Origin of the sequence: Dactylosporangium sp. McL0621 (genome assembly GCF_049995355.1) — a bacterium.
Classification (GTDB): Bacteria; Actinomycetota; Actinomycetes; order Mycobacteriales; family Micromonosporaceae; genus Dactylosporangium.
This window is the reverse complement of record NZ_CP188259.1, coordinates 11118959-11135994: the sequence shown is the minus strand read 5'-3', so window position 1 is coordinate 11135994 and position 17036 is coordinate 11118959. Positions and strand designations below refer to the sequence as shown.

Below are 17036 nucleotides of genomic sequence, written 5' to 3'. Positions count from 1 at the left end.
GGGATCCCGATTCTTCTGAGGCGTCTGGTTCTCAATGCAGCTCCCAGGGGTGTGGGGCGCCGGTGGCGGACCGGCTGGGTGCGCGCTCGGAGAGCGCTCTCCCATGTTGCGCCCGCTGCGGCGACCCGTCAATACGTCGGCCGTGCCGGATGCCCTGTAACCGTGCAAATAGGACGAAGATGAGCGGAATTTAAGACAGTCAGGGAGAGCGCTCTCCACTCCCAACGCCAGGTCTGATCACCGCCAGACCGCGGGGGCGGCGGCAGCCATGCTGAACGGCATGAACGAACTGCATGGCAAGGTCGCGCTGGTCACCGGGGGTTCGCGGGGGATCGGGGCGGCGATCGCGCGGGAGCTGGCGGCCCGCGGCGCGGATGTGGCGATTACGTACCAGAGCGGGGCGGCCCCGGCGGCCGCGGTCGCGTGCGAGATCAAGGAGCGGGGTCGGAGAGCGCTTACCCTCCAGGCCGACAGCGCGGACGCGGCGGCCGTCGCGGGCGCCGTCGACGAGGCCGCCGAGCTGCTCGGGCGCCTGGACATCCTGGTCAACAACGCGGCGATCTTCCTGCCCGGCGCGGAGGGCATCGACGAGCTCGACCGGACCCTGGCGGTCAACGTGCGCGGCCCCTACGCGGCCGCGCGGGCGGCGGCCCGGCATCTCGGCGCCGGCGGCCGGATCGTCAACATCGGCAGCAACGTGGCCGAACGAGTGCCTTTTCCCGGCCTCACGATGTACGCCCTGAGCAAGACCGCCCTCGCCGGCCTGACGAAGGGCCTGGCGCGCGAGCTCGGCCCCCGGGGGATCACGGTGAACCTCGTGCATCCCGGCCCCACCGACACCGACGCCAACCCGGCCTCCCAGCCGAACGCGGCGGCGATGGCCGGGCTGACCGCGCTCGGCCGGTACGCGGACGCGGCCGAGATCGCCTCGGTGGTCGCGTTCCTGGCGGGCGACGACGCCGGCTACGTGACGGGCGCGTCGATCAGCGCCGACGGCGGATGGGCCGCTTGAGGAAGCGGCCGGGCGGTCGAAGGGCCAGGAGAACGCGAGCCCGGTCGCCGGCAAGAGCCAGCGGCAGCGGTACCAGCAGCGCCGCGAACGTCAGCAGGCGTTGACGAGCCCGGCCGTGACCGAGTGCGGCGCGGCGATGTAGTCGCCGTCGTAGAAGTACTTGGCGGGCAGCAGCGCCCGGGCGCGCAGCAGCGGGCCGAGCGCGCCCAGGCCGGCGACGAGAGGAACCATCCTTATGCGTTGCCTGACAGTGGCCGGAACGGCCCTCGCCGGCCTGGCGGCCGCCACCGCGCTCGGTAGCGTCGCGCTCGCCGAGCCCAGTCCGTCGTCCTCGCCCGCCCTGGTCGAGCCGCAGCCGATGCCCAGCAGCGCCGAGGTCTCCGACCAGACCCCGGTCGCCGGCGGCACCGTCGTGGTCACCGGCCACGGCTTCCAGCCGTTCGAGTGGGTCAGCTTCGACGCGACAATCAACGTGACCGGCGAGTCCCGTGCCCGCGTCCGGGCCGAGGCCGGCACCCACCTGGCCACCGTCCAGGCCGACGCCCAGGGCAACGCCTCGGCCACCGTCCAGCTCCCGGCCGGCTTCTCCGGCCAGCTGCCGATCCTGCTCACCGGGCAGACCTCCGGAGTCACCCTGACCGTCGCGCTCACCGTCGCCGCGGGCGGCCCGGCCGCGCGCACCTCGGGCCTGCCGGTCACCGGCTCGGGCGCGCTCGGCTACACCGCGGCCGGACTCGCGTTCGTCGTCGGCGGGGCCGCCCTGATCACCGTCGCCCGCCTGCGCCGCGGCGCCCACGTCGCCACCCACGCCACGCGATGACGTTCGCGCGGGCGCTGACCAACCCGTGGGTCCGGCAGCGCGCGGTCCGCGTCTGGGACCTCCTGCGGCCCCGGGTCTCCTCCGTGCGCTTCTGGGCCCTGCAGCTGCTCGGCCTGGTGCTGGCCGGCGCGCTGTGGATCGCGGTCACGGGCTGGTTCGCCCGCGGCGAGCTGCTGCAGGTGCGCGACGCGGGCACGGCGGCGCGCACGGCCGCGGCCCGGGGGCGACCTGCCCGCCGTCACCGCCGCGGCCGGGCGGCTGCGGGTGCACGCCGCCCGCGCGCAGGCCCTCACCAGCGGTCGCGCTGACCTGGCCCGTCGGGCTGCTGTGGATCCGGCACGCGACCGGGCTGCGGGTCGGTGGGCTGTTCACGCACGGCCTGCGGGCGCTTGCCGGCGGCGCGGCCGGGCTGACCGCCGCGCCGCTCGGCTCGGGCTGGTGGGGGCTGATCGTCGCGGGCCTGCTGGTTCCGGCGTACCTGGCGGTGCTGCCCTGGTGTGGCCGGCCCTCCGGCGGTGGTAGGAGCGGCGGCGACCGTCAGAGGCGCTGGGGCACGCGCAGGCCCAGGTCGTGGTAGGCCGCGTCGATCACTGTCGCGTACGAGGCGATCATCCGCGTGTGGCTGAACCGCTCCCGGCTGCCCAGCAGCCTCGGGGTGAACTCCGCGCGGCGGTCGACCGCCTCCGACCAGCCCGCCGCGATCGCGTCCGGCTCCGCCGCCGTGATCAGGCCGTGGCCGGCGACGATGATCGCGGTGTCGCCGATGTCGGTCGAGACCGGTACGGCGCCGCACATCGCGCCCTCGATCAGGCACAGCGGGGCCGCCTCGCCGCTGGTGGACGTGAGGGCCACGACGTCGCTGGCCGCGTACACGGCCTCCATGTCGCGGCGGATGCCCAGCAGGTGCACGCGGGCCAGGAACCGCGGCTCGTCGTCGAAGAGGTCGTTGAGCAGCCCGCACAGCTCGGCGTTGGCCGTGGTCATGCCCGCCCCGCACAGCAGGACGTGGCCGTTGGGCTCGCGCTCCAGGTAGCGCCGCGCGGAGGCCAGGAACAACGGGATGTTCTTCATCGGGTCGTAGCGGGCCGCGAGGGTGACGACCTCGGCCTTGGCCGGTACGCCGAGCGCGCGGCGCAGCGCGGCCCGGCGCCGGGCCGGCACCGGCTGGAAGCGGGAGAGGTCCACGCCGTTCGGGATCACCTTGAGCAGCCCCGCGGGGATGCCCGCCGCCTCGTACGCCGAGCGGGTCGACTCCGCGCAGCAGATCGCGGCGGCGACCCGGCCGTCCGCGACCGCGGTCTTGAACTCCGTCAGCGCGCTGCCCTGGTTCTCCGGGTCGGAGCGGTGCAGACAGACGATCACCGGGCGGTGCGGGAAGCCCGGCCGGTTCACCAGCCGCAGCGGCTGCTCCTTGAGCGACAGGATGATGTCGGCGCGCTCCGCCTGCGCGATCGCGGTCGCGACCTCCGACGGGCTGAACGTCTTGCGGGCCGCGGTGTCGCCCCCGATCCGGCGGCCCAGCGAGCGGACCTCGACGCCGATCGCGCTCAGCGAGCGGTAGCTGGCGTCCTCCTCCATGCGCTGCAGGAGCGTCTCGCGGCGCATTGCCGCATAGATGCTCAGCACCGAATGGTGGTGGCTCCCACCGGTGTGCAGCCCGGCCACGACCGTGGTGTGCAGGGCCCGGGCACCCCCGGAGAAGAAGCCCTCATAGATCGACATCACGCGGAGTTGGCTAGTCACGGGCAAATCATCACCCGTCGTGGCCGTCCTGTCAGGTTGAACCAGTGAACTGTGCGTTTCCGGGAAGTCACGGATTGGCCGACGTCGTCCCTCGATACGGTGAGTCGTCCGAACGGCGCCGCTGGGTCATCCGAACCGCCACTATCATGTCCACATTTGTCCGGACAAGCCGCGGCGATCACTCCGGGCCCGGCACGCTCACCAGGCCGGACTCGTACGCCAGGATCACCAGCTGCACCCGGTCGCGCACCCCGGCCTTCGCGATCGCCCGGGTGACGTGGGTCTTGGCGGTGAGCGGGCTGATGTACAGCGCCCGCGCGATCTCCTCATTGGACAGTCCACTCGCGACCAGCCGGACCACCTCGGCCTCCCGCGCGGTGAGGAAGTCCAGCCGCCGCCCGCCGCCCCCGAGCGGCCGCCGCGCGAACTCGGTCACCACCCGGGCCGTCACGCTCGGCGACAGCAGCGCCTCGCCCGCCGCCACCACGCGCACCGCCCGGCGCAGGTCGTCCGGCTCGACCTCCTTGGTCAGGAACCCGCTCGCCCCCGCGCGCAGGGCCGCGAAGACGTACTCGTCGGTCTCGAACGTCGTCAGCACCACCACCCGCGTCCCCGCCAGCGCGGGATCGCCGCAGATGAGCCGGGTCGCGGCGATCCCGTCCAGCCCGGGCATCCGGATGTCCATGAGCACGACGTCGGGCCGATGCGCCCGCGCGGCGCGCACCGCCTCGTCCCCGGTGCCCGCCTCGGCCACGACGTCGATGTCCCGGCTGCGCCGCAGCAGGCTGCCGAACCCGGCCCGGACGAGGGCCTGGTCATCGGCGAGCAGGACGCGCACGGTCATGCCGGAATTTTCGCGTGTACCACGAAGCCTCCGTCGCCCGCCCCCGCGCCGAACGAGCCCCCGGGCGGCGCGCCCACGCCGGACGAGCCACCGGGCGGCGTGCCCGTGCCGGACGAGTCGCCGGGCGGCGACCCCGCGCTGAACGAGCCCCCGGGCGGCGCGCCCACGCCGGACGAGTCGCCGGGCGGCGCGCCCGTGCCGGACGAGTCGCCGTGCGGCGCGCCCGTGCCGGACGAGTCGCCGTGCAGCGCGCCCGTGCCGGACGAGTCGCCGTGCGGCGCGCCCGTGCCGGACGAGTCGCCGTGCGGCGCGCCCGTGCCGGACGAGTCGCCGTGCGGCGACCCCGCGCTGAACGAGCCCCCGAGCGCCGTGACCCGCTCGGCGAGCCCCCGCAGCCCGTGCCCGGTCGGCCCCGCGCCCGCGCCCGCCCCGTCGTCGGCCACGGTGACCTCGGTGGACGGTCCATAGTGGACCCGGACCGTCGCGTGGCGGGCCCCCGCGTGCTTGACCACGTTCGTGAGGGCCTCCCGGACGACGGCGGCCGCGACCAGCCGTACCGGCAACGGCACCTGATCCTCGTCGCCGTCGACGTGCAGGGCCGCGTCCAGCCCGGCCGCGCGGACGCCCGCGACGAGGTCCTCGAGCGCCGGCGGGGCCACGGGCGGGGCGACGCCGTCGCCGGTGGTGCGCAGGACGCCCACGAGCGCGGACAGGTCGGCCATCGCCCGGCGGCGGATGTCCTGGGCGAGGCGCAGGGCCGCCCGGGCCTCGTCGGGGTCGGAGTCGAGCGCGTCCGCGGCGACGTTGACGTGCACGCCCACCACGGCGAGCGTGTGCGCCACCGCGTCGTGCACCTCCTGGGCCAGGCGCAGCCGCTCGGCGGTGCGCTGCTCGTCGAGCTCGGTGCGCAGCCGCTGCAGAGACTCGGCCTGCAGGTTGCGCCAGTTGCGGTACGACACCGTGAAGCCGATCGCCGCGGACACCCACAACGCGTCGGTCGCGACACCCGACATGGCCGCGCGGGCCGTGTGCCCGAGCACGGTCCAGTCGAGGTTGAACGCGATCAGCGCGTGCAGAATGACGGCCGCGACCACCGTCGTCGTACGCCGGGCGAGCGCCGCCTGCACGTAGAGCAGCGTGGCCGGCCAGAGCCAGCCCGCGTCGGTCAGGTGCGAGATGCGCAGCGCCGCGATCGTCGCGGCCGCGAGGGCGAGCGCGCTGAGCGGGTACCGCCGCTGCAGGAACAACAGGCCGAAGAGCGCCCCGGCGAGGCTGATCGGCCCCGGGTCGGCGAGCGGGGCCCCGGCCGCCGCGGTCGCGCTGAGCACGCCGAGCACGGTGATGGCGCCGAACGCGCCGGTGGTGGCCCGGGTCAGCGGTTGCATTGGACCACCGTCGCACGTCCGATGACGGTGAGCCCGCCCGCCGCCCGTGCGGCGGTGGGCGGGCCGAGCGTGTACAGCACCCCGATGAGTGCGGAGGCCAGGCCGATGACCAGGCCCTGGTTCGTCTTGTTCATGCCGCCGACGCTAGGGACCGGCGCGGTCGCGGTCGTCCTGCCGGCGGTGACACCGGGGCGTACACCATTTGGTGTATGCCCCGGCCCCGGGTGTCCGGGTGGGTGCGCGAACGGCCCGCGGATAGCTTGGCCGACATGGCGAACCCACTCCGCTGCGGCAAGCACGTCGTCCTGGCGAACCCGGCCTCGCGCATCCCGGTGTGGATGGAGTGCGCGGTGCACCGGTTCACGCCGCTGCAGGTGACCCGCCGCTACACCGACATCGTGGAGCTGGAGTTCAGCCACGAGGAGACGCTGCGCCTCGACTGGATCGTCGAGCACGCGATGCTCTGAGCGGCGCGGCCGCTCAGTCCAGGTAGCCGGGGTAGAGCAGCGCCAGCTCGTCCGGGTAGGCGGCGATCAGCCGCAGCTCGTCGTCGGTCAGCGGGCGTCCCGTCGACGCGTTGACGAGCTGGACGAGCTTGAACGTCTTGGCCTCGTCGGTCACCTCGACGCCGAGGTCCTCCAGCACGTGCCGGAAGCCGGCCAGCCCGCCGTACTCGCCGGTGAGCACGATCCGCCCGGCGCGCGCGTGCCGGTCGGCCGGGTACGGGCCGAGCAACTCCTCGTCGTAGAGCTCGTAGTTGCGGTGGTCCTTCAGCGCCCCGTCGGCGTGGATGCCGGACTCGTGCGCGAAGGCGTTCGGGCCGACGCCGGGCTGGTTGTTCGGCAGCGGCTGGCCGAACGCGTACGCCGCCCAGGCCGCGAACCGCCGCGCCCACGTCAGGTCGAGGGCGTCGCCGATCTCCGCGCCCTCCGGCACGCCGAAGCCGTGGCGCAGGGCCAGGATGCACGAGATCAGGTCCGCGTTGCCGGAGCGCTCGCCGATGCCGTTGACGCACGTGTTGATCCAGGCGTCCTGCCCGGCGGCCAGGTCGCCGAACGCGCCCGCGAGCGAGTTGGCCACGGCCATCCCCAGGTCGTTGTGGCAGTGCGTCTCGATCGGCCGGCCGACGGCCCCGGCCAGCTTGGCGAAGCGCTCGCCGATGCGGGCGGGGGTGTCGCCGCCGATCGTGTCGCAGTACCGCAGCCGGTCCGCCCCGGCCTCCCGCGCGGCCAGCCCGAACTCGGTGAGGAAGCCCTCGTCGGTGCGGGAACCGTCCTCGGCGTTGACCCCGACCGTCTCGGCGCCGGCGGACTTGGCCGCGCGCACGGCCGCCGACATCTGGAGGATCAGCGCGTCGCGGTCGAGCCGGCCGCGGAACTTGTTCTGCAGCATCTGGTCGGACGTGGAGATGGACAGGTTGTAGTGCCGCAGCCCGAGCCCCGCGGAGCGCTCCACGTCGGCGGCGACCGCGCGGCACCAGCCCGACAGCCGCAGCGACCCGAACGCGCCGGCCCGCTCGAGGGCGGTCTGGGCGCGCACGTACGGCACCTCGTGGAACAGGAACGGGAACCCGATCTCGGACTGCGCGACGCCGAGCCGGCCCAGGTAGAAGTTCACCATCGTCTTGCCGAACTTGGACAGCCCGGTCCGGGCCGTCTGTACCCCGTCGCGGTTGGTGACGTCGAGGAAGTGGATTTGAGGCATGCCCTCAGGTTGACTGTCGTACCTGATTTGTGTCAACGTTGACTAAAATCAACGTCGTAAGGTCAACGCGCGTGAGCGGTACGGAGCGAAGCGGAGTGGCCGCTCATCAATTGGCCCAGGGTTCGTCATGGCGCGGCCGGAGCGAAGCGGAGGTCGTGGCATGAGCGAGTGGATGAGTGCTGAGCAGGCGGCGCTCCGGCTGGGGGTCAAGGCGGCGACGCTCTACGCGTACGTCAGCCGGGGCACGCTGACCCGGCGCAAGGCCGACGGCCGCAGCGTCTTCAACCGCGCCGAGATCGAGGAGCTGGCCCGGCGCGGGCGGCCGCGGCGCCAGGCCGGCACCACCGAGCTCGTCATCGAGTCGGCCGTCACGATGCTCGGCGCCGACCGGCACTACTACCGCGGGCGGGACGCGGTCGGGCTCGCCGCCACCTGGCGGCTCGAGGAGGCCGCGACCTGGCTGTGGACGGGCGCGGAGGCGGGGGCGCCGGAGGTCTGGGAGACGGCGCCCGACGCCCTCGCCGCCGCCCGGGAGGCCCAGCGCGGCCTCTCGCCCGAAGTGCTGCCGCTCGAGCGGCTCCAGGTCATCGTCACCGCACTCGCCGTCGCCGATCCGGTGCGGTACAACCTCGAACCGGCCGCCGTCGCGCAGACCGGCAAGGGGCTCATGGCCGGCATGGTCGACGCGTTGCCGTCCGAGGCGTCGCCGGACGGCCGGGACCGCGGGCTGCACGCGCGGCTGTGGCGCAAGCTGTCGGGGGCCGGGGCCGGGGAGCGCCTCGCCGACGTGCTGCGGTTCGCGCTCGTCCTGCTCGCCGACCACGAGCTCGCCGCGTCCACGCTCGCCGCCCGCGTCGCCGCCTCCGTCCGCGCCGACCCGTACGCCGTGGTCACCACCGGGCTCGGCACCACCAGCGGGGCCCTGCACGGCGGGGCGTCGCTCGGGGTCGAGTCACTGCTGGCCGAGGTCGCCGAGCCGGGGCGGGCCGCGCCGGCGATGGGGGAGCGGCTGCGGCGCGGCGAGCGCATCGCCGGGTTCGGGCACGTGGTGTACCGGGCCGGCGACGGGCGCGGGGACGCGCTGCTGGAGCGGGTACGCCAGGCGGTACCCGGCCACCCGCGGCTCGCGGTCGCCGACGCGGTGCTGGACGAGGCGCGGCGGCGCGCGCTGCCCGCCATGAACATCGACTTCCCGCTCGGGCTGCTCACCCACCTGGCCGGCATGCCCCGCGGGGCCGGCGAGGCGATCTTCGGCATCGCGCGCACGGCCGGCTGGCTCGCCCACGCGATGGAGGAGTACGCGAAGCCGACGCGGCTGCGCCTCCGCGCCGCCTACACGGGCCCGCTGGAGTAGCCGACGACGATACAGTCGGTTGGTGACCACGGACAATCCGTTCTTCGTGCCGAGCGACCTGCCCTACCAGCTGCCGCCGTTCGACCGCATCGAGGTCGAGCACTACCTGCCGGCCTTCGAGCGCGGCATGGAGGAGCAGCGCGCCGAGGTCGCCGCCATCGTCGCCGACCCGGCCCCGCCGACGTTCGACAACACCCTGGTGGCCCTGGAGCGCTCGGGGCGGACCCTGCAGCGCGCCTCCGCCGCGTTCTTCACCCTGACGAGCTCGCACACTTCGGACCGGCTCCAGGAGATCGAGGCCGAGGTGGTACCGCGGCTGTCGGCCCACAGCGACGCCATCATGCTCGACGCCGGGCTGTACACCCGCATCAAGGACCTCTACGACCGCCGGGCCGAGCTCGGCCTCGACGCCGAGGGCGCCTGGCTGCTGGAGCGCTACCGCACCGACTTCGTGCGGGCCGGCGCCGAGCTGTCGCCCGGGCAGCACGAGCGGCTGCGCGAGATCAACGCCGAGCTGGCCGGGCTGGCGACCGAGTTCGGCAACCTGGTGCGCGACGAGATGAAGGCCCGCGCCGTGATCGTCGAGGACGAGGCGGCCCTGGACGGGCTCTCCGCCGACGCCGTGGCCGCCGCGGCGGTCGCCGGCAAGGACCGGGGCCTCGACGGGCAGTACGCGCTCAACCTGGTCCTGCCCACGTCGCAGCCGCCGCTGGCCGCCCTGCACGACCGGGCCCTGCGCGAGCGGCTGCACAACGCCTCCATCGGCCGCGGGGCCGGCGGCGACAACGACACCACCGGCCTGGTGCTGCGCATCGTGCGGCTGCGGGCCGAGCGGGCCCGGCTGCTGGGCTACGAGCACCACGCCGCGTACACCATCTCCGACAACACCGCCCGCTCGGTCGCCGCGGTCGAGGAGATGCTCGCCAAGCTCGTCCCGGCGGCGATGGCCAACGCCGCCGCCGAGGCCGACGACCTGCAGGCCGTCATCGGCGACGAGTTCACGCTGCGGCCCTGGGACTGGTCCTACTACACCGAGCGCCTGCGCCGCGACCGCTACGCCATCGACGGGAGCGAGCTGCGGCCGTACTTCGAGCTGGAACGCGTCCTGCACGACGGCGTCTTCTTCGCCGCGGAGAAGCTGTACGGGCTGCGCTTCACCGAGCGGCCGGACCTGCACGCGTACCATCCCGACGCCCGCGTCTTCGAGGTCTTCGACCATGACGGGAGCCCGCTCGGGCTCTACATCGGCGACTTCTTCACCCGCGCGTCCAAGCGCGGCGGCGCCTGGGCCAACGCGCTGGTGCCGCAGGCGCGGCTGTTCGGCACGTCCCCGGTCGTGTGCAACAACCTCAACGTGAACCGCGCGCCCGACGGCGAGCCGACGCTGCTCACCCTCGACGAGGTCCGCACCCTGTTCCACGAGTTCGGGCACGCGCTGCACACGCTGTTCTCCTCGGTGCAGTACCCGAAGTTCGCCGGCACGCGCGTGCCGCGGGACTTCGTCGAGTACCCCTCCCAGGTCAACGAGGTGTGGATGTTCTGGCCGGAGGTGCTCGAGAACTACGCCCGCCACCACGAGACCGGCGACCGCCTCCCGCAGGAGGTCGTGGACCGGCTCCACGCGGCCGAGCGGTTCAACAAGGGGTACGCGACGGTGGAGTACCTCGCCGCGACCCTGCTCGACCTGGCCTGGCACACCCTGGACGCCGAGCGCGCCGGGGCCGTCACCGACGTCGTGGCCTTCGAGGCCGAGGCGCTGGAGCGGGCCGGCGTGGCCACGCCGTTCGTGCCGCCCCGCTACCGCACGCCGTACTTCGCCCACATCTTCAGCGGGGCGGCGTACAGCGCCGGCTACTACTCGTACATCTGGAGCGAGGTCCTCGACGCCGACACCGTCGACTGGCTCACCGAGCGCGGCGGCCTGCTCCGCGACAGCGGCGACGCGTTCCGCGACGGCCTGCTGGCCAAGGGCGGCAGCGCCGACTCGATGGACGTGTACCGCGCGTTCCGGGGCCGCGACCCACTGATCGAACCGCTGCTCAGGCGCCGTGGGCTACTCGGTGACGCTGAGTAAGGTTCCTTAGTCTTCCTTAGGTTTTTCATAAGGCGGTGGATCCCGCCTTTCGGTACGGGCGCCACGTTCGTAAGCTGTCGCGGTGCGTGGCGCCACCCCCCGGCGCAGGCGCGCGGCCGCACGTCGTCTGCACCTGAGCAGACTGATGCTGCTGGCCGTGGTCAGCCTCGTCGCCTCGTTGATCAGTGTCGGTGTGTCCTGGGCGATTTTCCCGGATCGGCCGGCAACCCCCGTTGCGGACGACGTCAGCTTCGACTCCGCCAAGTTCTACGAGACGCACGCCCGGGCGAACGCGGCCCGGGGCGCGGCCCAGGCGGTGCTGCCGGGCCAGCCGCTGGTGCCGAAGCCGGTCGCGGGCATGACCCAGGAGCAGACGAACAACGCCTACATCGTCGTGGAGGTCGCCCGGCAGATGAACCTGCCGGAGCGCGCGATGGTCGTGGCGATCGCGACGGCCCTGCAGGAGACGTACCTCAAGAACCTCGCGAACCCGAAGGTCCCGGCGTCGATGAAGCTCCCGCACGAGGGCACCGGCACGAACTACGACTCGGTGGGCATCTTCCAGCAGCGGGTCAGCATCTGGGGAACGCCGGAGCAGCTCATGGACCCGGCGTTCGCGTCGGCCAAGTTCTACACGAAGCTGCAGAAGGTCAGCGGCTGGGAAAAAATGAGCGTCACGAACGCCGCGCAGGCCGTGCAGCGCAGCGCCTTCGCGAGCGCTTACGCCAAGCACACGACGACGGCTCAGAAGATCGTCGACGAGCTGACGGCTAACGACTGATTCGCGCCGTGTTGGCGCGATAAGTCGGGCGCTTCGCGCCGCGACTTATCGGATTTATCGCCTGACGGGTGGCGTATCCGGTTTGTGGCTTTACGGTCAACTTACCGGGACGAGGGCTGACCGGCGACGCTCGGCCGATGGTGGCGGGAGCCTCCGGCGCCCGCAATGGGTAAGCGTGGTCCCGGTTCGTTGTTGCTCACGGTTGTGCCTCTTGGCCGTTGTTTGCTGCCGGGTTCGTGCGGGTCGTCATTCGGTGGTCCCGGCTGTGCGCCACGGCGTGCAAAGGCGGTCACAAATGTCGGACGCTCCGTGCGTGACTTATCTAAATTTATCGTCTGGTCGGGCACAAGTGCGATAAGTCCGATTACCAAGCCTCGAACTTATCGCGACTGCACCACTGGTCCAACCAGTTGATGAGTGGCAGACTCCCGGGCATGGAGTTCGTGCCCGCCAGCCGCACCTCAGTGTCCGACCACGTATTCGCCCAGCTCCGCGACGCCATCCTCGCCGGCGAGTACCGCCCCGACGACAGCCTCCCGAGTGAGCGCGACCTCGCCGCCGGGTTCGCGGTGAACCGGCACGCGGTGCGGGAGGCTCTGCGAAGGCTCCAGCAGCTCGGCCTCGTCCGGGTCGCCCAGGGCGGCGCCACCAAGGTCCTGGACTGGCGCGAGCACGCCGGCCTCGACCTGGCCATGGCCGCGGGCGTCCAGGATCTCCTCCCGGTCGAGCACCTCGTACGCGACGTGCTGGAGATGCGGGCCTGCCTCGGGGCCGATGCCGCGCGGCTCTGCGCGCGGCGCGGCCGGGAGGCGGACAAGGCCGCGGTCGCCGCCGCGGTCGAGGCGTACGCGGCCGAGGCGCCCGACCTCGAGCGGATGGGCGCCGCCAACATCGTGCTGTGGCGGGCGATCCTGCTCGGCAGCGGTAACACCGCCTACCTGCTCGCGTTCAACAGCCTCGTCGGCGGTGCGCTCGCGGTCGGGCGGGTGCCGGCCGCGCACCGGACGGCCGAGCTGCTCGACGTCGCCGGGCATCGGCGGCTCGGTGAGTACATCGCCGCCGGGGACGCCGCCGCGGCGGAGGTTCAGGCCGCGACGCTCCTCAACGCGCCGGCGGCCGCCGTATGATCCCCGCCGTTCTCTACGCCGTGCCGGCGTTCCTGCTGCTGATCGTCATGGAGGCGGTCTCGTACCGCTTCCTGCCCGACGACGACGAGCGCGGCTACGAGGTCCGCGACACCGCCACCAGCCTGTCGATGGGGCTGGGCAGCCAGGTCATCGGCGTGCCCTGGAAGCTGCTGGTCGCGGTCGCCTTCGCCGGGCTCTACGTGCTGACGCCGCTGAAGATGGACCCGCACAGCCCCTGGACGTGGGCGGTGCTGTTCTTCGCCGACGACCTGGCGTACTACTGGTTCCACCGCCTGCACCACGAGGTCCGCGTGTTCTGGGCCGGGCACGTCGTGCACCACTCGTCGGTCTTCTTCAACCTCAGCACCGCCCTGCGCCAGAGCTGGACGCCGATGACCGGGACGCCCTTCTGGCTGTTCCTGCCGCTGCTGGGCATCCCGCCCTGGATGGTCTTCCTGCAGCAGTCGATCAGCCTGGCGTACCAGTTCTTCCTGCACAGCGAGCGGGTGAACCGGCTCTGGGCGCCGATCGAGTGGTTCTTCAACACCCCGTCGCACCACCGCGTGCACCACGGCGCCAACGCGGAGTACCTCGACCGCAACTACGGCGGCATCCTCATCATCTGGGACCGGATCTTCGGCTCGTTCGAGCCCGAGCGCGCTCCGGTCCGCTACGGCCTGACGAAGAACATCGCCACCTACAACCCGTTGCGCGTGGCCACCCACGAGTACGCGGCGATCTGGCAGGACGTCCGCGCGGCGACGCGCTGGAGCGACCGGCTGCGCTTCGTGTTCGGCCGGCCGGGCTGGGAGCCGGCGGCGTGAAGCTCAAGCTGTTCTGGCTCGCGGTCGCCGTGGAGCTGGCCGGTGTCGCGACCGATGTGCACGTGCTGCAGTGGATCGCCAAGCCCTTGATGGCCCCGATCCTGATCTGGTACCTGAAGAAGGGCGGCCCGGTCACGATCGCCCTCGTGTTCGCCACGATCGGCGACATCGTGCTCCTGATTCCCGGGGCGTTCCTGTTCGGCATGGCCGCGTTCCTCGGCACCCAGGTCGCCCTGCTCGTCGCGTTCCTGCGCGACCACCGGCCGCGGGCGCTCGCGGTCGCCGGGTACGCGGTGCTCTGGGCCGGGGCCAACGCCGCGCTCTGGGGCGAGCTGGGCGCGCTGCGGGGGCCCATCCTGGGGTACAGCCTCGCCCTGGTCTCGATGGCGTGCGCCGCCACGGGCGTCTCGGTGCGGGCCGGGGCCGGCGGGGCCCTGTTCCTCGTCTCCGACCTCCTGATCGGGGTCGGGGCGGCCGGCCTGCACTTCCCCGGCCGGGACCTGGTGGTGATGGCCACCTACGGCGCGGCGCTGTACCTCATCGCGACCGCCGCTCAGTGCGCGTGGGCCGGGACCGAGACCCGCAGCGCGCCGGTGAGCGCGGGGATCTCGTCGCCGGGGGCGTAGTCGAAGCGCACCCGGACCTCGTCGCCGGTCAGCACCGCACAGGGTAGCCGCAGGACTACTCCGCGTTGTCGGTTTTGTGCAGGTCCAGCCCGTCCCAGCCCGCGTACCCGCGCAGCCGCTGCGGCCGCCGACGGGCCCGCACGAAGAGCCACGCGCCCCCGGCCAGCGCCGCCCCGGCGAGCACGTCGAGCAGGTAGTGGTGCCCGGTCAGCTCCACCGACCAGGCCATCAGCGCGGCGAGCCCGGCCCCGGCGGCCCGCACCCAGGCGCGCCCGGCCGCGGCCGCGACGCTCAGGCCCAGCACGACGTCCCACCCGGCGTCGAGCGACGGCAGCGAGGCCAGGCCGCCCCCGAGGTCCGGCGGCACCACCGGGAACACCACGAAGACGAACACGGCGACCCCGGCGGTGAGCAGCATCGTGTCCCGCGCCCGGTAGTACAGCGCCGGCTGCCGGCGGGCCAGCCACACCAGCATCGCCGCCGCGGCCAGCCAGTGCCCCCACGTGTACAGCCACTTGGACGCGTCCGCGACGAACGCGTTCGTGGTCACAAACTCGCGCAGCCCGAGCGAGCCCTCCAGCCGCGCGACCGCGTCCGCGTTGGACTGGGCGCGGCCGTCGGTCGCGCTCACCGCCCCGCGCACGAGCAGGTACGCGACTGCCGCCCCGAGCCCGATCCCCGCCTGCCGCCCGAGCGACACCTCGCCCCGCGGCGCCCCCACCGTGATGCTCATGCGCCTCAGCCTCGTCCGCAGCGGCCGCGATGCCATCCGGTCGATGCCCCTACTTTTCCCCGATGTTCTTTCAGGGGTGTCGGGTCCTCGATGTTGGCCGGGGCGTTCCACTTCTGCAGCTTCGAGCCGTCGCAGGCGGCCACGACGAGCTTGCTGACCGTGGTGCTGCCCTTGAAGATGGCCGCCGCCGGCAGCTTCGGGTCGTCGAGGTTGGTCGGGACCAGGCAGCTGCCGTTGTGGTCCTTGATGACGTAGCTGGCACCGTAGGTCTTCTCCTGGTACGACACCGTCCACAGCGCCGAGGCGTCGGTCAGGGCGGGGCAGGTCTTCGCCGTCACGAAGTGCGAGGCGGCGCCCGGCTCGGCGGTCGTCAGGCACACGTTCGTCTTCGTTTTCGAGCTGTCGTACGTCCAGATCTGCCCGCTGCCGCAGCGCCGCGGTGACGGCGTGCTCGTCCTGCACAGCGCCGTTCTGCACGGCCCGGGCGGGAGCAGGATGTGGCCGAAGTTGCTGATGACCGGCCCGTCCTTGCTGTTGCTGGTCTCCGCCGCGCGGATGGACACCGTGCCGATGTCCAGTCCGATCAGGTTGACTGCGGCCATCGTGCTCCTTCGGCAGGACCGGTTCAGGCAGGGATGAGCAGGTTCGTGTACCAGGCGGTGATCGGCGCGGCGGCGAACAGCGCCAGCAGCGCGCCGGCCAGCATCGCCGGGCCGAACGGCAGGGCGGTCCTGCGCCCGGCGCGCCCGGACGCCATCAGCGCCAGGCCCGCGGCCCCGCCGAGGACGAACGCGGCGAGCGTGCCGACGGCGACCGAGGACCAGCCCAGCGAGCCGAGGTAGAGGCCCAGCACGCCGGCGAGCTTCACGTCGCCGAAGCCCATGCCGCCGGGGTACACGATCGACAGCAGGAAGTAGAAGGCCCACAGCGCGGCCATCGCGAGCAGCCCGCGCACGGCCGTGCCCCAGTCGCGATCGACGATCACGGCGGGCAGGAACAGCAGCGGGGCGACGGCGTAGGCGGGCAGCACGATCGCGTTGGGCAAGCGCAGCACGTCGAGGTCGATGAGCGCGAGGGCCACGGCGATCGCGGCGAGGTAGAGCCAGGCGGGCAGCAGCAGCGGGCGGGAGGCGCCGAAGCGGGCGGCGACGGCGACGAACAGCGCGGCGGTGCCGAGCTCGACCAGGGGGTACCGCACGCTGATCGGGGCGGCGCAGTCGGCGCAGCGGCCGCGCAGGGCGAGCCAGCCGAGCACGGGGACGTTGTGCCAGGGGCGCACCGGGGCCGTGCACTGTGGACAGTGCGACGCCGGCCGCAGCAGCGACTCGCCGCGCGGGACCCGGTGGATGACGACGTTGAGGAACGAGCCGACCGCGAGGCCGAGGACGCCGGCGACGACGAGAACGAACGCCACGCCAAGGTCTCCTTTCCGGGGGTCGGTGGCGGCCCGCACCCGGTGAACCCCGGTGCGGGCCGCCGTCGGACGGGACTACGGGTTGACGCTCGCGATGCAGGCGGCGAGGTCGTCCTGGGCGGTCGCCTTCTTGACCGAGCCGCCGACGGCCGAGTCGTACACGTAGATGACCTTGCCGTCGGCGTTCATGCCGCAGATGCGGTACGAAGCGCCGTTGTTCTTGTACTGCATGCTGTTGCCCGGCGAGAGCGTCGCGGTCTGCGGCGTGCCGCCCGTAGCCGTCGCGCCACTCGCCGTGGTGCCGAAGACGAGCTTGTCGGCGGTGCTGGAGCCGCTGAACGGGTACGCGTTGCCGTTCTCGGTGTAGAACTGCTCCACGGCGCTGACGGCGGCGCGCACGTCGGACTCGGCCGACTTGTTGGCCGCACCCTTGCGGTAGTTGAGGTACATCGGCACCGCGATGGCGACGAGCACGCCGATGATGACAACGACGACGAGCAGCTCGACGAGCGTGAACCCGCTGTCGCCGGCGGCACGTTTCTTCTGCATCCTGCGCAGCGTCTGGGTCATGGATGAGCCTCCTGCTCCGGGGCCT

The 17036-nt window shown here is 72.9% G+C and carries 20 protein-coding genes; 10 read left to right on the top strand and 10 right to left on the bottom strand.

Annotated features, from left to right (window positions below):
* Positions 1-280: 280 nt before the first annotated feature.
* The gene (locus ACPPVO_RS52700) at positions 281-1012 is read left to right on the top strand and encodes an SDR family oxidoreductase (protein ID WP_426506902.1); all 732 of its coding nucleotides are present in this window, start codon (positions 281-283) and stop codon (positions 1010-1012) included.
* A 90-nt stretch (positions 1013-1102) separates the two neighbouring features.
* Here ACPPVO_RS52700 and ACPPVO_RS52695 read toward each other — a convergent pair whose 3' ends face one another.
* Positions 1103-1243, bottom strand: coding sequence for a hypothetical protein (locus tag ACPPVO_RS52695; RefSeq protein ID WP_426506901.1), 141 nt, complete (start codon positions 1241-1243; stop codon positions 1103-1105).
* Between the two features lie 19 nt (positions 1244-1262).
* On the opposite strand from ACPPVO_RS52695, the gene ACPPVO_RS52690 reads away from it, so the two are divergent.
* On the top strand, positions 1263-1832 hold the full coding sequence (locus ACPPVO_RS52690; RefSeq protein WP_426506900.1) for a hypothetical protein: 570 nt from the start codon (positions 1263-1265) through the stop codon (positions 1830-1832).
* Complete coding sequence (locus ACPPVO_RS52685; protein ID WP_426506898.1) at positions 1829-2140, top strand: hypothetical protein; 312 nt, start codon at positions 1829-1831, stop codon at positions 2138-2140. The genes ACPPVO_RS52690 and ACPPVO_RS52685 overlap by 4 nt, the downstream gene beginning before the upstream one ends.
* Positions 2141-2369: 229 nt before the next feature.
* On the opposite strand, the gene ACPPVO_RS52680 is transcribed toward ACPPVO_RS52685, so the two are convergent.
* From ACPPVO_RS52680 to ACPPVO_RS52665, 4 genes are all read right to left on the bottom strand, one after another.
* Positions 2370-3575 carry a glycosyltransferase gene (locus ACPPVO_RS52680; protein WP_426506896.1) on the bottom strand — a complete coding sequence of 402 codons (1206 nt, stop codon included), beginning with the start codon at positions 3573-3575 and terminating at the stop codon, positions 2370-2372.
* Between the two features lie 178 nt (positions 3576-3753).
* On the bottom strand, positions 3754-4419 hold the full coding sequence (locus ACPPVO_RS52675; protein WP_426506895.1) for a response regulator: 666 nt from the start codon (positions 4417-4419) through the stop codon (positions 3754-3756).
* A complete protein-coding gene (locus tag ACPPVO_RS52670; protein ID WP_426506894.1) occupies positions 4416-5804 on the bottom strand; it encodes a histidine kinase in 1389 nt (462 codons plus the stop codon). The genes ACPPVO_RS52675 and ACPPVO_RS52670 overlap by 4 nt, the downstream gene beginning before the upstream one ends.
* On the bottom strand, positions 5792-5938 hold the full coding sequence (locus ACPPVO_RS52665; RefSeq protein ID WP_426506892.1) for a hypothetical protein: 147 nt from the start codon (positions 5936-5938) through the stop codon (positions 5792-5794). Before ACPPVO_RS52665 ends, ACPPVO_RS52670 begins: the two co-directional genes overlap by 13 nt.
* A gap of 135 nt (positions 5939-6073) precedes the next feature.
* Here ACPPVO_RS52665 and ACPPVO_RS52660 point away from each other — a divergent pair, with 135 nt between their 5' ends.
* Entirely contained in the window at positions 6074-6271 is a 198-nt protein-coding gene (locus ACPPVO_RS52660; RefSeq protein WP_426506891.1) for a hypothetical protein, read from the top strand.
* 13 nt (positions 6272-6284) lie between these two features.
* Here ACPPVO_RS52660 and ACPPVO_RS52655 read toward each other — a convergent pair whose 3' ends face one another.
* Positions 6285-7508 carry a homocitrate synthase/isopropylmalate synthase family protein gene (locus tag ACPPVO_RS52655; RefSeq protein WP_426506890.1) on the bottom strand — a complete coding sequence of 408 codons (1224 nt, stop codon included), beginning with the start codon at positions 7506-7508 and terminating at the stop codon, positions 6285-6287.
* A 160-nt stretch (positions 7509-7668) separates the two neighbouring features.
* Between ACPPVO_RS52655 and ACPPVO_RS52650 the strand changes: the two genes are divergently transcribed.
* From ACPPVO_RS52650 to ACPPVO_RS52625, 6 genes are all read left to right on the top strand, one after another.
* A complete protein-coding gene (locus ACPPVO_RS52650) occupies positions 7669-8862 on the top strand; it encodes a citrate synthase (RefSeq protein WP_426506889.1) in 1194 nt (397 codons plus the stop codon).
* A 22-nt stretch (positions 8863-8884) separates the two neighbouring features.
* Positions 8885-10936, top strand: a complete 2052-nt coding sequence (locus tag ACPPVO_RS52645; protein ID WP_426506888.1) for a M3 family metallopeptidase — start codon at positions 8885-8887, stop codon at positions 10934-10936.
* Between the two features lie 145 nt (positions 10937-11081).
* Positions 11082-11717, top strand: coding sequence for a hypothetical protein (locus ACPPVO_RS52640; protein ID WP_426506887.1), 636 nt, complete (start codon positions 11082-11084; stop codon positions 11715-11717).
* A 434-nt stretch (positions 11718-12151) separates the two neighbouring features.
* Positions 12152-12844 carry a FadR/GntR family transcriptional regulator gene (locus tag ACPPVO_RS52635; protein WP_426506885.1) on the top strand — a complete coding sequence of 231 codons (693 nt, stop codon included), beginning with the start codon at positions 12152-12154 and terminating at the stop codon, positions 12842-12844.
* Positions 12841-13668 carry a sterol desaturase family protein gene (locus ACPPVO_RS52630; RefSeq protein WP_426506883.1) on the top strand — a complete coding sequence of 276 codons (828 nt, stop codon included), beginning with the start codon at positions 12841-12843 and terminating at the stop codon, positions 13666-13668. Before ACPPVO_RS52635 ends, ACPPVO_RS52630 begins: the two co-directional genes overlap by 4 nt.
* A complete protein-coding gene (locus tag ACPPVO_RS52625; RefSeq protein ID WP_426506882.1) occupies positions 13665-14294 on the top strand; it encodes a lysoplasmalogenase in 630 nt (209 codons plus the stop codon). Before ACPPVO_RS52630 ends, ACPPVO_RS52625 begins: the two co-directional genes overlap by 4 nt.
* Positions 14295-14349: 55 nt before the next feature.
* On the opposite strand, the gene ACPPVO_RS52620 is transcribed toward ACPPVO_RS52625, so the two are convergent.
* The 4 genes from ACPPVO_RS52620 to ACPPVO_RS52605 all read right to left on the bottom strand — a co-directional run bounded on the left by ACPPVO_RS52620 (position 14350) and on the right by ACPPVO_RS52605 (position 16990).
* The gene (locus ACPPVO_RS52620; protein WP_426506880.1) at positions 14350-15027 is read right to left on the bottom strand and encodes a phosphatase PAP2 family protein; all 678 of its coding nucleotides are present in this window, start codon (positions 15025-15027) and stop codon (positions 14350-14352) included.
* 5 nt (positions 15028-15032) lie between these two features.
* Positions 15033-15629 carry a hypothetical protein gene (locus ACPPVO_RS52615; RefSeq protein WP_426506879.1) on the bottom strand — a complete coding sequence of 199 codons (597 nt, stop codon included), beginning with the start codon at positions 15627-15629 and terminating at the stop codon, positions 15033-15035.
* Between the two features lie 23 nt (positions 15630-15652).
* Positions 15653-16441, bottom strand: a complete 789-nt coding sequence (locus ACPPVO_RS52610; RefSeq protein WP_426506877.1) for a prepilin peptidase — start codon at positions 16439-16441, stop codon at positions 15653-15655.
* A gap of 75 nt (positions 16442-16516) precedes the next feature.
* Complete coding sequence (locus ACPPVO_RS52605; RefSeq protein WP_426506875.1) at positions 16517-16990, bottom strand: prepilin-type N-terminal cleavage/methylation domain-containing protein; 474 nt, start codon at positions 16988-16990, stop codon at positions 16517-16519.
* Positions 16991-17036: the final 46 nt, after the last annotated feature.